We start from the raw sequence: 14,808 nt of genomic DNA, 5'->3' as shown, positions 1-14,808 counted from the left end.
GGCGGGCTCTCGGTGTGCGCGCGGGTCTTGGTCTGCGTCTGGGGCTGCGTCTGCGCCTGGGTGTGTGTCGGGGGCTGCGCCTGGACGCGTGTCTGGGTCTGGGTCTGTGTTCGGGTGTCAGCCACGGCCGTACTGCTCCTCTGCCTTCCAGAAGTAGATGAACCCCGCGGCCAGCGCCACGAACGCCCAGCCGCCGGCCACCAGCCACACGTGCGGGGGCAGCTGCTTGGCGTGGAAGCTCTTGATCATCGAGAACCTGACGAGGTCGATGTAGACCGCCACCGGGTTCAGTCCGAGCAGCCGGGCCACCACGTGCGGCAGCTTGTGGAGCTGCGGCGCGAGGTTCCACATCACGCCGGACATGTACATCCAGGTGCGCAGGATGAACGGCATCACCTGCGCGACGTCCGGGGTCTTCGCGGTGACGCGGGCCATCACCAGGGACAGGCCCGTGTTGAACATCGACTGGAGGACGAGAGCGGGGACGAGCAGCAGCCAGGAGACGCTGGGCAGCTGGCCGAAGCCCATGATGATGATCGCCAGCGCGGCCAGGGAGAACAGCAGCTGCTGGAGCTGCTGGAGCGCGAGCGAGACGGGCAGCGAGGCGCGCGGGAAGTGCAGCGCCCGCACCAGGCCGATGTTGCCGGTGATCGCGCGGGTGCCCGACATGATCGAGTTGGCCGTGAAGGTCCAGATGAACACGCCCGTGACCAGCCACGGGATGTAGTCGGGCGTGCTGCTCTTGTTGCCCATCAGGATGCCGAAGATGAAGTAGTACACCGCCGCGTTCAGGAGCGGGGTCATCAGCTGCCAGATCTGGCCCAGCTTCGCCTCGCTGTACTGCGCGGTCAGCTTGGCGGTGGCGAACGCGGTGATGAAGTGGCGCCGGGCCCACAGCTGCCGCGTGTACTCGGGCAGCGTCGGGCGGGCGCCGCTCACCTTCAGGCCGTACTTGGCGGCCAGCTCGGCCGGCGTGAGGGCCTGGTCGCCGGTGTGGCGGGCGGACTGCGTCGGGATGGAGGCCGACGCGGCCGGTGGTGCTGCGGTCGTCGGGCGCGCAGCTGCGGTCTGGCTCACTACGGTCGCTTTCGCCGGGCCCCGGGAGGCTCTTGGGGGCGGGGGATCACTCGCGACGGGAGGTTTCCCGGGGCGGGGGGATGACTCGCGACGGAACGGAACCGTATCGTCGCTACGGCGAGAGTAGGACGGCAGTACGTCGCAACGCAACCGTCTCGTCGCAACGCTATGCTCAAGGCATGACCAAGACGGACCCGGAGACCGCCGACAACCGCCCGCCGTCACGCCGCGCTCCGGCCGGTGCGGCCGTTCTGCGCGAGGACGTGACGGACGCGATCCGGGGGGCCGTTTTCGAGGAGCTCGCCGCGGTCGGTTTCGCCCGGATGTCCATCGAGGGCATCGCGCGGCGCGCCGGGGTCGGCAAGACGGCGGTCTACCGGAGGTGGAAGTCGAAGCTCGCCATGGTGCTCGACCTGGTGTCCGTCTTCGCCGAGCAGGGCCTTCCGGTGCCGCACACCGGGTCGCTGTACGGGGACATCCGGGCTTTGCTCGCCGTCGCCTCGATGGCCCTGCGCCATCCGATCGCCTCGCAGGTCATTCCGGACCTGCTCGTGGAGTCGGTGCGGCATCCGGAGATCGCCGACGCGATCAAGGCGGCGCTGCTCGATGGGCAGCAGGGGGTGGCGGTGGTGGTGGTGCGCGAGGCCGTCGAGCGGGGTGAGCTGCCGGCCGGGGCCGATCCCGACCGGGCGCTCGATCTGATCGTGGGCCCGCTGTACTGGCGGCTTGTGGTGGTGAAGGGCGGGTTGCCCAAGGGGTACCTGGACGACTTGGCCAAGTCGGCGGTGGCGGCGCTGACGGCTGTCGCCTAGCGAGAGAGTCCGGTTGAGGTACAGGCTCCTGGGGCTCCGCCCCAGACCCCGTTCGCGCCTGAACGGTGCTCGTCCTCAAGCGCCGGACGGGCTGAGGGTGCCGAAACTGGCCACGCTGCCGAGGCCGACCCTCCTGGGGGCGCGGGGAACTGCGCGGGTGCCCCGGCACGGTCTGCGGCCGCAGGCGGCGGGGTTGCTGGGGCTCCGCCCCAGACCCCGGGAGGTGCCCCACCCCGCCCCTTCCCGAAACCCTCCGGGGGTGAGAGTCCGGTTGAGGTACAGGCTCCTGGGGCTCCGCCCCAGACCCCGTTTCGCGCCTGAACGGCGCTCGTCCTCAAGCGCCGGACGGGCTGAGGGTGCCGAAACTGGCCACGCTGCCGAGGCCGACCCCCCTGGGGGCGCGGGGAACTGCGCGGGTGACCCAGCATGGTCTGCGGACGGAAGCGGCGCGGCCGGTTTCCTCACTTCACCGCCCCCGCCATCACCCCCGACACGAACTGCCGCTGGAACGCGAAGAAGACGGCCAGCGGGATGACCATCGAGACGAAGGCGCCGGGGGCCAGGACGTCGATGTTGTTGCCGAACTGGCGGACCTGTTGTTGCAGGGCCACCGTGATCGGCGGGTGCTTGGAGTCGGCGAAGATCAGCGCGACCAGCATGTCGTTCCAGACCCACAGGAACTGGAAGATGCCGAGCGAGGCGATTGCCGGGCCGCCCAGCGGCATCACGACCCGGGTAAAGAGGCGGATCTCGCCGGCGCCGTCGAGCCGTGCCGCTTCCAGGAGTTCCCTCGGGATCTCCGCGAAGAAGTTCCGCAGCAGGAAGATCGCGAACGGCAGGCCGAAGGCGACATGGAAGATGATCACGCCGATGGTCGTCTCGAAGATTCCGACCTGCCCGAAGAGCTTGGCCACCGGCACGAGGGCGACCTGCACCGGCACGACGAGCAGGCTCACCACGACCATGAACCACCAGTCGCGCCCGGGGAAGTCCATCCAGGCGAACGCGTAACCGGCGAGCGAGCCGATGACGACGACCAGGAGCGTGGCCGGGACGGTGATCGCGACCGTGGACAGCAAGGAGTTGGTGATCGTGCTGTTGTCGAGCAGGCTCGCGTAGTTGTGGAAGGTGAGGCGGGACGGGTCGGTGAACGTCCTCCACCAGCCGGACGAGGCGATGTCCGAGGGGCTGCGGAGCGAGGAGAGCAGCAGCCCGACGGTCGGCATCAGCCAGAAGAGCCCGACCAGGATGAGGAACACGCGCAGCACGCCCCCGCCCGCACGCGACGCGATGCGCGCGGGCAGCGACTGCCGGGCCCTGACGACCCCGTCGACAGCGGTCATCGCCTGGCCTCCTTGCGCATGCGCCGTACGGTGCTGTGCTGTCCCGGGGTGCGGCCCCCGGGCCCCCGGCAGGGGGCGGTCGTCGTGCGGCGGGGCCTCATCGCCTGGCCTCCTTGCGCATGCGCCGGATGTTGAAGAGCATCACCGGGATCACAAGGAGCAGCAGCAGGACGGCGATGGCGCTGCCGATGCCGAGGTCCGCCTCGGTGCCGAAGGACGAGCGGTAGAGCTGGAGCGCCAGGACGTTCGCGTCGGCCTGGCTGGAGCCCGGCGCGATGATGAAGACCAGGTCGAAGATCTTCAGGACGTTGATCATCAGCGTGACCAGGACGACCGCGAGGACCGGCGCGAGCAGCGGGACGGTCACCCGCCGGAACACCTGCCACTCGTTCGCGCCGTCCACCCGCGCCGCTTCCAGGAGTTCACGCGGAAGACCCGCGAGGCCCGCCGCGATGAGCACCATCGCGAACCCGGCCCACATCCAGATGTACGAGCCGATGATGGCCGGGTTCACCAGGGCCGGGCCCAGCCACTCGACGCCATTGTACGGGGCGTGGAAGTTGCTTGCGGGCAGCCGGAGTTGGGCCCCGTCGGCCGCGGCGGGCAGGGTGAACGTACCGTCGGCCGCGGCGGTCGTCGACGCGACCACCTTGCCGTCGCGCACGGCCTCCACCTTCATGCCCTTGAGGCCGAGCTCCTTGGCGTCGATGACGGACGGATGCCCGCCGCCGCCCTTGGTGAAGTCGAGCCAGACCGTGCCGGTGACCTTGCCCGGCTCGCTCGGGCCGGGCTTCGCGGGCGCGGCCGACGCGGGCATCGTGCCGGCCGCGACACCCACCAGGGGCAGCAGCACGGGATGGCCGGCACGCACCGAACCCCGGGTGATGAACGTGCCGCCGCCACCGTCCTTCAACGGCGCGGTGGGCAGCGGATGCGCCTTCGGGTACCCGGCCGCGTCGGTGAACGTGTCGTGCACGCCCACCACCACCGCGTTGGCGACCCCGCGCGCCGGGTCCTGCTCGTACACCAGGCGGAAGATGATGCCGGCCGCGAGCATGGAAATGGCCATCGGCATGAAGACGACGAGCTTGAACGCCGTTCCCCAGCGCACCCGTTCGGTCAGGACGGCGAAGATCAGGCCGAGGGCGGTGGCGATGGTCGGGGCACAGACGACCCAGATCGCGTTGTTCTTCACCGCCGTGCGGATGGTGTGGTCGGTGAACAGGGTCTTGTAGTTGTCGAATCCGGCGAACGAGTTCCCCGACTGGTCGAAGAACGACCGGTAGACCGAGAAACCGATCGGATAGACGACGAGCGCACCGAGCAGGACGAGCGCGGGCAGCAGGAACACGACCGCGATCCACTTGCGCGTGGCGGTGACGCTCTTGACGGTCCGGGGCGCGGGGGGCGTGGCGGGAGGCGGTGCGCCTCCCGCCGTGGCGGTGGTCATCGCCGGGTCAGTTCTTGAACGCCGCGGCCGCGTCGGCCTCCAGCTTGGACTGGGTGCCCGCCACGTCGGACGGGTTCTTCAGGAAGTCCTGGAGGTCCTTCCACTCGCCCTTGCCCGGGGTGCCGCCGAAGGACTGCGGGGCCTGGTCCGACATGTCGAAACGTACGTTGTCGCCGGCGCCGATCAGCGCCTTGGCGATGCCGCGCTGCACGTCGTTGGGGTACGCGCCGAAGTCCAGGGCCTTGTTCGGCGAGATGAAGCCGCCCGACCCGGCGGCGATCTTCGCGGCGTCGGTGGACGCCAGCCAGGTCAGCAGGGCCTGGGCGCCCTTGGTGTCCTTCAGGGCCACCGCCGCGTCGCCGCCGGTGACGACCGGGGCCTTGTCGCCGACCGCGGGGAACGGGAACGCCTTGGCGTCGGTGCCGACCTTGGCGGAGGTCTCCGCGATGTTCACCGCGGCGAAGTCGCCCTCGAAGACCATGCCCGCCTTGGGCTGGTCGCCCCCGGTGAAGGTCTGCGTGACGGAGGCGGGGAACTCGGTCTGGAGCGCCCCGTCGGCGCCGCCCGCGATGAGGCTCGGCTTGCCGAAGAGCTGGGCGAGCGTGGTCAGCGCGTCCTTGACCGACGGGTCGGTCCATTTGATCGCGTGCTTGGCCAGCTGGTCGTATTTGTCGGGCCCGGCCTGGGAGAGATAGACGTTCTCGAACCAGTCGGTGAGGGTCCAGCCGTCCGCGCCGCCGACCGACACCGGGGTCACGCCCGAGGCGGAGATGGTGTCGGCGGTGCTGAGGAAGTTCTTCCACGTGGTGGGCGCGGTGGCACCGGCGTTGTCGAAGACCTTGGTGTTGTACCAGACGAGCGACTTGTTGGCGGCCTTGAAGTACACCCCGTACTGGGTGCCGTCGACCGCGCCCAGGTCCTGCCACACCTTCGAGTAGTTCGCTGCGAGCTGCGCCTTGGCCTCGGGGCCGGCCGGCTTGGCCCACTTCTTCGCCACGGCCTGCTGGATCGCGCCGACCTGCGGGAGCAGCGCCACATCGGGCGGGCTGCCACCGGCGATCTTCGTACCCAGGAAGTTGACGATCGGGTCCTGGGCGGGCACGAAGGTGACGGTGGCGCCGGTCCGCTTCTCGAACTCCTTGAGCACCTTCACGAAGTTGGCCTGCTCGGCACCCGTCCACACCGCGGCGACCTCGACCTTCTCCCCGTCCAGCTTGGGGAGTTGGACGCCGCCCGCCGAGGTCGTGGTGGTCGCAGCCGGCGTCTTCTTCGGGCCGTCGTCGCTGCTGCTGCACGCGGCGGCGCCGAGCGCGAGGCCGCCGACTGCCAGGGCGGCGATGAAGGTGCGGCCCGGCGTGCTGGTGCGTGTGCTGGTGCGGCCTGTGCGAGTGGTGCGCATGCGTGCCCCGTCTCTCCCGTGCGCGTACGAACCGCCGCGCCCGGTGACGCAGGCGCCGCCGCTCTCGTCCCGAGCGACAGTCCTACGCCGGGTGCGGGGGCGCCGCAATACCGCCTTCGCCGTCCCTTCGATGATCGTGATGGGCTTGTGACGTTGGGTCATGCGGGATGTCCCGACTACCGGCCATTGCTGCCGTGTTGATCGCCCGCGCTGGGCCCCGTTGGGCACCCCGTCCGGGGCACGATCCGGGGCACCCCCTCTGGGGCAACCCGTTGGGGACACTCCGTCCGGGGCACCCCGTCCGGGACGCCCTGTCCGGGGCACCCCGTCGGGACGCTCCGTCGGGGACACCCCATCGGGACACCCCCGGACAGGACGCCCCCGTCCGGGTCGGCCCATCGGGGCTCGCCCTCGCGACGGCGCGAGGGCGTCCCCGCGCCCGCGTCGGCGCCGGGAGGCCGCGCCGCGAGACCCCTTTACGCCAGCGGTGCCATTACGTCAGCGGTGCCCTTACGTCAGCGGTGCCCTTACGTCAGCGGTTTCTCTACGTCAGCGGTGCCATCGGAGGCGCATTGACCAAGGACGCCGCGCGCTCCAGGGCGCTGGCCAGCAGGGCCAGGTCCGTCGGGCCGTTGCCGAGCTCGCGGACGGGCCGGCGGGCCGGCGGGTCGCCCATCCGCTCCCACTCCAGGACCACGACCGTCGGCCGCTGCGTCGCGGTGCGCGGTATGCGCCCCGTGACCCGGCCGCTCTGGAACGGCACGGACACCCCGTCCGCCTGGTGCAGCCAGCCACGGCCCGGTGACGGCTCGTCCGGTGACGGCGTGGCGGGCGGCGCGTCGAGCACCACCCGGTGCCGTACGCCCCGCGCGAGCTCGGTGTCGGCCGTCCGGTCGGGCCTGGCCGACGCCGCCACGAGGTGCACCCCAAGCCGCTCGCCGTCCCGGGCCACCGCCTCAAGGGCCCGTACGACGGAACCGGCGGCAGGGCGGCCGGGGCTGCCCAGGGCGGGCGCGACCAGCGCATCCAGATCGTCGACCAGGACGACCAGACGGGGCAGCGAGGGCCCCTCGTCAGCGCGGCTGCGCGACACCGGACGCAGCCGCAGAGTGCTGCTTCCCGGCGGGTCGAGGTCGCCGCGATGCTCAGTGGCGGGCGCCTGGCGCTGGCCCACCAGCCGGCCCGCGACTTCGCGCCGGGTCTGCCACTCCGCGAAGCCGAGCCCGCCGAGCAGTTCCGCCCGGCGCTTCAGCTCGGCCCCCAGCGCCTGGGCGAACTCCCGCATGCGGACCGGGTCGGACGCGACCAAGTGGGTGGACACATGCGGCAGTTCGGTACAGGGGCGCAACCCCTCGCCCCGCTCGCCACCCGCGCCGTCGACCAGGATCAGGCCGAGCCGGTCGGGCCGCGCTCCTGCGGCGAGCGAGGCGGCGACGGCGCGCAGCAGCTCCGTACGCCCGCTGCCGGGCGGTCCCTCGACCAAAAGATGGGGGCCGTCGGACGCGAGGTCCACACCGATGGGGCCGCGCGGCCCGGTGCCGAGCACGACCGCGCCGTCCGGCGCCGACTCCCAGCGGGCCATCAGGGAGGCGGGGGTGGCCCGTGCGAGCCCCAACTCGTCCAGCAGGCGCGAGGTTTGGGGAAGTGACGAGGCGAGACGCCCGGCCGATGACGCCGAGCCGTCATGGGTGCGCAACGGGGCGAGGGCCCGGGCGAACCGCTCGGCCCAGGGGCGCGACACCGCGTCCACCGTCGCCACCGTGCCGTGCCCCGCCGGGCGGCCGCCGGCGATGCGTACGAGGCGCAGGGCGGTGGCCACGTCACCGCTGAGCAGGGCGACCGCCCCGCACTCCCGGAACGCGAGCGAGGCCGCGCACGCCGTCTCGTACGTGGCGTCGACGGGGGACGCCGGGGAGGCCGCCGGGGTGTCGGCCAGGCACAGCAGATGGATGCCGGCCGCGGCACCGGCCGCGGCAAGGCGCGCGGTGGTCTCGCGCAGCGGGGCCGAGCCGGGGTCGCCGTCCACGACGACCACGGTGAACGGGCCCGTGTGGCGGGCGGCCGCCTCGGCCACCGCCGCCCGGTCCGCCGAGGCCCAGCCGGGCCCGAGCGGGCCCGCGTCGAGCCGTCTGACCAGCTCGGACGTGCGGGCCGTGGCCTGGTCGCGGTCGTAGGCGAGGAGCAGCCGGCAGTCCTGGCCGTGCGCGGGGCGTACCTGGGGGAGCCAGCCAAGCCAGTCCCACTCGGCGGTGCGCGCCTGGAGGCCGCGCGCCCGGTCCGTGCTGATGAGGACGATCTCCAGGGTGGTCGGCGCGTGCAGCGCGGCAAGCTGGGCGATCACCGAGCGGGCCAGACCGGCCAGACGTTCGCGGGGCCCCGCGAGGCCCAGTGAGCCGGCCTCGCCCAGTCCCACCGTGACCGGCACGGCCGCAAGCTCGCCCCGGTCCGCGGTGCCGACCCGGACGGCGAGCGCTTCCGGGTGGCCGGGCTCGCGCTCCCACAGCCGGGGCCCGGGGCCGAGCGCGGTCAGGAGCAGGGTGGCCGGGTCGGGCCAGCTCTCGGGTGCCGGCTCGGCCGGGACATGCCGCGCCTGCGGTGGCTCCTGCTCGGGTGCCGCCTCGCCGCGCGCGCCGGTCAGCCGCCGCGCCCAGGCGCCTATGCCGCCCCGCCTGCGGCCGCCGTCCGCCTGGTCCGCGCGGTCGTGCTCGACCTCGTCCACGGTGCGGGCACCGTCGGGCAGACGGGTGCCGCGTGTCGGAGTGCCCTGGCGGCTGCTGGGGCGCGGCTCACGCTGGTCGTCCCGGCCGTCGTGCCCGTACCCCTGGGGCACGTCGTACCCCAGGGGCGCGCCGAGCGCATCGAACCGCTCGCCGTACCGCGGGTCGTGCGCGCCCGACCCGCCGTACCGCTCCTCGTGCGCGCCCGGCCCGCGGACCGCACCGGAAGGTCCCGAGGTGCCGGGAGGAGTCGACGCGCCGAAAGCACCGGGAGAACCCGGGGAACCGAAAGAAACGGGAGACCCGGGAGATCCGGGAGCACCAGAGGAGCCGAAGGAACCAGAGGAACCAGAGGAACTGGAAGACCCAGAGGAACCGGAAGAGCCAAAGGAACCGGAACCGGAAGGACCAGAGGACCCAGCCGAGCCGGAAGCGCCCGAACGACCGGCAGGGCCGGAAGGACCGGCAGGACCGGACGGACCGGAAGAGGCGGACGCGCCCATGGCGGACGGGCCCGCAGGAGGCGGGGTCGCGCCGAAGGCGTACGTGCCTCCGGCGGTCACAGCGGTCACGGCGGTCACGGCGTCCCGTCGGCCCGCGGTGCCTGCCTGGGGGGAACCCGGCGGACGCCGCACCTCCGGAGTCGGCGTCACCCGGAGGTGGCCCTCACCGTCCGGCGTGGTCGCGAGCGAGGGCTCCGCCTCGGGGCCGCCCGGCGTGAGCCGCAGCGCGGACTCGCCGATCCGCAGTAGCGCCCCGGGGGCGAGGCGGACGGGCCGGGCGCCGATCTCCCTGCCGTCGACCCGCGTGCCGTTGGTGGAATTGAGGTCGGCGACGCTGACGCGGCCGTCCTCGCCGACGGTCACCGCGCAGTGCCGGCGCGACACGTCCGGATCGTCGAGCGCGACGTCGGACTCCGTGGAGCGGCCGATGCCGATGTGACCGCCGTGCAGCAGATGGACGCCGCCCGCGTCGGGCCCCGCCACCACGTGCAGCCTGGCCGGGGCCGGGCCGTCGTGGGCCGGCTCGTCCTCGGCGGGGGCGGCGAGCGAGAGCACCGCGCCGTCCAGCAGGGGAGGCTCGCCGAGGACGCGGCGCTGGGCGTCGAGCCGCTCGCGGCCCGCGAACAGCACCACGGAAGCGCCCGAGACCTCGGCGCCGGAGGCGGCCGACGCCAGGCCGGAGGCGACGGCCGCGAGGGCCGTCCCCGCCGGGGCGGTCACGAGCACGTCGCAGGCGCGCGCCACAGCGTGGCCGCTGCGCGGCGCGAGGACGGTCAGCCGGATCTGCATCGCCTCGGCGGTCCCTTCTGCGCGGGGGTGCCAAGAACGGGGACCAGCCCTGTGATTCCCCCCACCCGGCACACAATTCGTGCTGGGGGCATCCTCGCACCTGCCACTGACAACACGCCCGTCGCCCACCTCGAATTGATCTTGATTGGTCGGCCGACGACGCAAATGTGGACGCAAAAGTGGCTGGTTGCGATCGAGTGGGGCATGCGCGACGGATGCCTGGCACGGCCGTTCGGCAACCTTCCGTGCGAAGGCCGCGTCTTCCCTGAGAAGCATGAGAAGACGGTGAACAACCTGGTGGCGCCGACGCCACGACCCCTCGGCACCGTCGGGAGCAGCACTAGAGTGGGCCGGAAACCCCCACAGCAGATGACGCGAGTAGCAGGGAGCGCATGACGTGCGGCCGGTAGGCAGTAAGTACCTGCTTGAGGAGCCGCTCGGACGCGGCGCCACGGGCACCGTCTGGCGAGCCCGCCAGCGAGAGACCGCCGGTTCCGAGGCATCCGTCGCGGGTCAGCCGGGTGAAACCGTGGCCATCAAGGTCCTCAAGGAGGAGCTGGCCAACGACGCGGACGTGGTGATGCGCTTCCTGCGCGAACGCTCCGTGCTCCTGCGGCTGCGGCACGACAACATCGTGCGCACCCGCGACCTGGTGGTCGAGGGTGATCTGCTTGCCCTGGTCATGGACCTGATCGACGGCCCGGACCTGCACCGCTACATCCGCGAGAACGGCCCGCTCACGCCGGTCGCCGCGTCCCTGCTCACCGCGCAGATCGCGGACGCGCTCGCCGCGAGCCACGCCGACGGCGTCGTCCACCGCGACCTCAAGCCCGCCAACGTCCTTCTGGACAAGCGGGACGGCGCGATGCGTCCGATGCTCACCGACTTCGGCATCGCCCGCCTCGCCGACTCCCCGGGCCTGACCCGTACGCACGAGTTCGTGGGCACCCCCGCCTATGTCGCGCCGGAGTCCGCCGAGGGCCGCCCGCAGACCTCGGCCGTCGACATCTACGGCGCCGGCATCCTGCTGTACGAGCTGGTCACCGGCCGGCCGCCGTTCGCCGGCGGCACCGCGCTCGAAGTGCTGCACCGCCACCTCAGCGAGGAGCCGCGCCGGCCCACCACCGTGCCGGGCCCGCTGTGGACGGTCATCGAGCGCTGCCTCAGCAAGGACCCGGAGCGGCGCCCGAGCGCGGAGAACCTGGCGCGCGGGCTGCGTGTCGTCGCCTCCGGGATCGGCGTGCACTCCACATCGGCCCAGGTCGAGGCGGCCGAAGGCGTGGGCGCGCTGCTCGCGCCCGACCCGGCGCCCGCGCCCGTGCCGGACGCCCCGGGCGCGGCCGACCCCACGCAGGTGCTGCCGAGCAACGCGGCCTCCTACGATCCGGCCGCGCGCACCTCGGTGCTGCCGCAGACCGGTGGCCAGGGACCGCAGGGCGGCGCCGCCGACCCGACGGCCGTGATGCCGCCCGTGCCGCCGGGGCAGCCCACGCCGCAGGAGCCGCATCCCTGGCAGTCCCAGCTCCAGGCGGCGCGCGACCGCAACGAGCAGACCCAGGTCGGCTACCTCCCGCCCGACCAGGACCCGCTGCGCCGCCGCCCGCACCGCCAGCAGCCCCCGCAGGGTTACGGCCAGCAGGGCCAGCAGCCCCCGCCGGGTTACGGCCAGCAGAACCCCCAGTCGCAGCAGGGGTACGGCCAGCAGCGCCCGCCGCAGGGCCGGCCGCCCCAGCACCAGCAGTACGCGCCGCCGCCGCAGCCCTACCAGCAGCACGCCCCGCAGCGTCAGCAGTACGCGCCCCCGCAGCCGCAGCAGCCGCAGCAGCCGCAGCAGCCGCAAGCCCCGGCGCGTGAGCCGAGGGAGCCGCGCGAGCCGCGTCGGCGCAGCCCGAACCGGATGCGGATTCCGGGCCTCGGCTGCCTCAAGGGCTGCCTGTTCACGTTCGTGCTGCTCTTCGTGGCGGGCTGGCTGATCTGGGAGCTGACGCCGCTCCAGGACTGGGTCGCCCAGGGCAAGAGCTACTGGCAGGCGATCGGTGACGGAATTTCGACGGTATCCGGCTGGATCAAGAGCATCGGCAACTCGGCGAGTCAGTGATCAAGGGGCCCTGAGCGGCCCTGGGAAGCCCGGCCCGGGACACGAGTTCGTGGATTTGTCGACTTCCAGAGGGTGATTTCGGCGCCAGAAGTGAAGGTTGGCGTCCCGGCCGCGTAGCCTCAGCGTGCACAGCCAGCCGCTGAGGGAGCAGTCTTGGCACGGAATATCGGCAGCCGGTACACCGCCCACCAGATCCTGGGCCGGGGGAGCGCCGGCACGGTGTGGCTCGGCGAGGGACCCGAGGGGCCCGTCGCCATCAAGCTGCTGCGCGAAGACCTCGCGGCCGATCAGGAGCTGGTGGGCCGCTTCGTGCAGGAGCGCACCGCCCTGCTCGGCCTCGACCATCCCAACGTGGTGGGCGTCCGCGACCTGGTTGTGGACGGCAACGACCTCGCCCTGGTCATGGACCTGATCCGGGGCACCGATGTGCGGACCCGTCTCGACCGCGAACGCCGGCTCGCCCCCGAGGCGGCCGTGGCCATCGCGGCCGATGTCGCCGACGGGCTCGCCGCCGCCCACGCGGCGGGCATCGTGCACCGCGACGTGAAGCCCGAGAACATCCTCCTGGACATGCAGGGCCCGCTCGGCCCCGGCGGCGCCCACCCCGCGCTGCTCACCGACTTCGGCGTCGCCAAGCTCATCGACACCCCGCGCCGCACCAAGGCGACCCGCATCATCGGCACGCCCGACTACCTCGCGCCCGAGATCGTCGAGGGCCTTCCGCCGCGCGCCGCCGTCGACATCTACGCGCTCGCGACCGTCCTGTACGAACTGCTCGCCGGCTTCACGCCCTTCGGCGGCGGCCATCCCGGCGCCGTCCTTCGCCGCCATGTGACCGAGACCGTGGTGCCGCTGCCCGGCATCCCCGACGAGCTGTGGCAGCTGATCGTGCAGTGCCTGGCCAAGGCGCCGGCCTCCCGCCTGCGCGCGTCCGAGCTCTCGGTCCGGCTGCGCGAACTGCTCCCCCTGGTCGCCGGCATGCCCCCGCTCGACGTGGACGAGCCGGACGCCGAGGGCGAGCAGGACGAAGAGGCGTACGAGGACCCGTACCCCACCGCCCCCACCACCCCCCGCCGCGGCGCGGTCCCGCTGGTGCCCGGCGCGCCCCACGACTCCGCGAACCGCGACACCCACACCAGCATGCGCGTCCCCGCCCCCGACGAGCTGGCCGGCGGACCCCTGGGCACCGCCCGCGCCCCGCGCTCCTCGGGCGCCCCGCGGCCAGGCTCCGCCCGCCACCGCGCCGACCAGGTCCGCAAGCGCCGGCTCGTCCTGACGAGCGCCGCCGTGGTCCTGGCCGCCGCGGTCGGCGTCGGCGGCTGGCTGGCCCTGAACGACGACTCCGGCTCGCAGTCGCCGCCGCAGGACACCAAGAACTCGGCGCCCGTCATCCCCTAGGACCGCCCGCGATCGGACCACCCGGGGAACGCCGGAGCGCGCAGCCGTTACGCTGGACCCGTGGCAGTCGTCGATGTATCCGAAGAGCTGAAGTCCCTCTCCTCGACCATGGGGTCGATCGAGGCCGTCCTGGACCTCGACACGATGAGGGCAGATATTGCTGCGCTCGAAGAGCAGGCGGCCGCCCCGTCCCTGTGGGACGACCCGGAGGCGGCGCAGAAGATCACCAGCAAGCTGTCGCACCTCCAGGCGGAGCTGCGCAAGACCGAGGCCCTGCGCAGCCGGATCGACGACGTCGCGGTGCTCTTCGAGCTCGCCGAGGAGATGAACGACCCGGACACCCGCAGCGAGGCCGAGACCGAGCTGGAGTCCGTGCGCAAGGCGCTGGACGAGATGGAGGTACGCACCCTCCTGTCCGGCGAGTACGACGCCCGTGAGGCGCTGGTCAACATCCGCGCCGAGGCCGGCGGCGTCGACGCGTCCGACTTTGCCGAGCGCCTTCAGCGCATGTACCTGCGCTGGGCCGAGCGGCACGGCTACAAGACCGAGGTGTACGAGACCTCGTACGCGGAAGAGGCCGGCATCAAGTCGACCACCTTCGTCGTCAGCTCGCCCTACGCCTACGGCACGCTCTCCGTGGAGCAGGGCACGCACCGCCTGGTCCGCATCTCGCCGTTCGACAACCAGGGCCGCCGTCAGACGTCCTTCGCGGGCGTCGAGGTGCTGCCGGTCGTCGAGCAGTCCGACCACGTCGAGATCGACGAGTCCGAGCTGCGCATCGACGTGTACCGCGCGTCCGGCCCCGGCGGCCAGGGCGTCAACACCACCGACTCCGCGGTCCGCATCACGCACGTCCCGACCGGCATCGTGGTGTCCTGCCAGAACGAGCGCTCCCAGATCCAGAACAAGGCGAGCGCCATGAACGTCCTCCAGGCCAAGCTCCTTGAGCGCCGCCGCCAGGAGGAGCAGGCGCTGATGGACTCCCTCAAGGGCGACGGCGGCAACTCCTGGGGCAACCAGATGCGTTCGTACGTCCTGCACCCGTACCAGATGGTCAAGGACCTGCGCACCGAGTTCGAGGTCGGCAACCCGCAGGCGGTCCTCGACGGCGAGATCGACGGCTTCCTCGAAGCGGGCATCCGCTGGCGCAAGCAGCAGGAGAAGTAACTCCCCTACTGACAACTACTGACAACCCCCGTACCGGGCACGCCCCGTACGGCTA

General features: G+C 72.5%; 9 protein-coding genes. 4 read left to right on the top strand and 5 right to left on the bottom strand.

Going from position 1 to position 14,808, the window contains the following annotated elements:
* Positions 1–117: 117 nt before the first annotated feature.
* Positions 118–1,017 carry an ABC transporter permease gene (locus tag ACGFW5_RS30735; protein ID WP_393837611.1) on the bottom strand — a complete coding sequence of 300 codons (900 nt, stop codon included), beginning with the start codon at positions 1,015–1,017 and terminating at the stop codon, positions 118–120.
* Between the two features lie 239 nt (positions 1,018–1,256).
* On the opposite strand from ACGFW5_RS30735, the gene ACGFW5_RS30730 reads away from it, so the two are divergent.
* Positions 1,257–1,889: a TetR/AcrR family transcriptional regulator gene (locus tag ACGFW5_RS30730; RefSeq protein WP_393837587.1), complete on the top strand. Its 633-nt coding sequence runs from the start codon at positions 1,257–1,259 to the stop codon at positions 1,887–1,889.
* 461 nt (positions 1,890–2,350) lie between these two features.
* On the opposite strand, the gene ACGFW5_RS30725 is transcribed toward ACGFW5_RS30730, so the two are convergent.
* The 4 genes from ACGFW5_RS30725 to ACGFW5_RS30710 form a co-directional block, all read right to left on the bottom strand.
* Positions 2,351–3,232, bottom strand: a complete 882-nt coding sequence (locus tag ACGFW5_RS30725) for a carbohydrate ABC transporter permease (RefSeq protein ID WP_393837586.1) — start codon at positions 3,230–3,232, stop codon at positions 2,351–2,353.
* Positions 3,233–3,329: 97 nt separating this feature from the next.
* The gene (locus tag ACGFW5_RS30720) at positions 3,330–4,682 is read right to left on the bottom strand and encodes a carbohydrate ABC transporter permease (RefSeq protein WP_393837585.1); all 1,353 of its coding nucleotides are present in this window, start codon (positions 4,680–4,682) and stop codon (positions 3,330–3,332) included.
* A 7-nt stretch (positions 4,683–4,689) separates the two neighbouring features.
* The gene (locus ACGFW5_RS30715; protein ID WP_393837584.1) at positions 4,690–6,081 is read right to left on the bottom strand and encodes an ABC transporter substrate-binding protein; all 1,392 of its coding nucleotides are present in this window, start codon (positions 6,079–6,081) and stop codon (positions 4,690–4,692) included.
* A gap of 544 nt (positions 6,082–6,625) precedes the next feature.
* A complete protein-coding gene (locus ACGFW5_RS30710; RefSeq protein ID WP_393837583.1) occupies positions 6,626–10,090 on the bottom strand; it encodes an FtsK/SpoIIIE domain-containing protein in 3,465 nt (1,154 codons plus the stop codon).
* A 397-nt stretch (positions 10,091–10,487) separates the two neighbouring features.
* Between ACGFW5_RS30710 and ACGFW5_RS30705 the strand changes: the two genes are divergently transcribed.
* The 3 genes from ACGFW5_RS30705 to prfB all read left to right on the top strand — a co-directional run bounded on the left by ACGFW5_RS30705 (position 10,488) and on the right by prfB (position 14,753).
* Positions 10,488–12,188 carry a serine/threonine-protein kinase gene (locus tag ACGFW5_RS30705; RefSeq protein WP_393837582.1) on the top strand — a complete coding sequence of 567 codons (1,701 nt, stop codon included), beginning with the start codon at positions 10,488–10,490 and terminating at the stop codon, positions 12,186–12,188.
* Positions 12,189–12,341: 153 nt separating this feature from the next.
* Positions 12,342–13,586 (top strand): serine/threonine-protein kinase, encoded by a 1,245-nt coding sequence (locus tag ACGFW5_RS30700; RefSeq protein WP_393837581.1) that lies wholly within the window; start codon positions 12,342–12,344, stop codon positions 13,584–13,586.
* Between the two features lie 60 nt (positions 13,587–13,646).
* A complete protein-coding gene (prfB, locus tag ACGFW5_RS30695; protein WP_393837580.1) occupies positions 13,647–14,753 on the top strand; it encodes a peptide chain release factor 2 in 1,107 nt (368 codons plus the stop codon).
* Positions 14,754–14,808: the final 55 nt, after the last annotated feature.

It is taken from the genome of Streptomyces sp. NPDC048416 (assembly GCF_043200435.1).
Taxonomy (GTDB): domain Bacteria; phylum Actinomycetota; class Actinomycetes; order Streptomycetales; family Streptomycetaceae; genus Streptomyces.
This window is presented reverse-complemented; position numbering and strand designations above follow the sequence as displayed.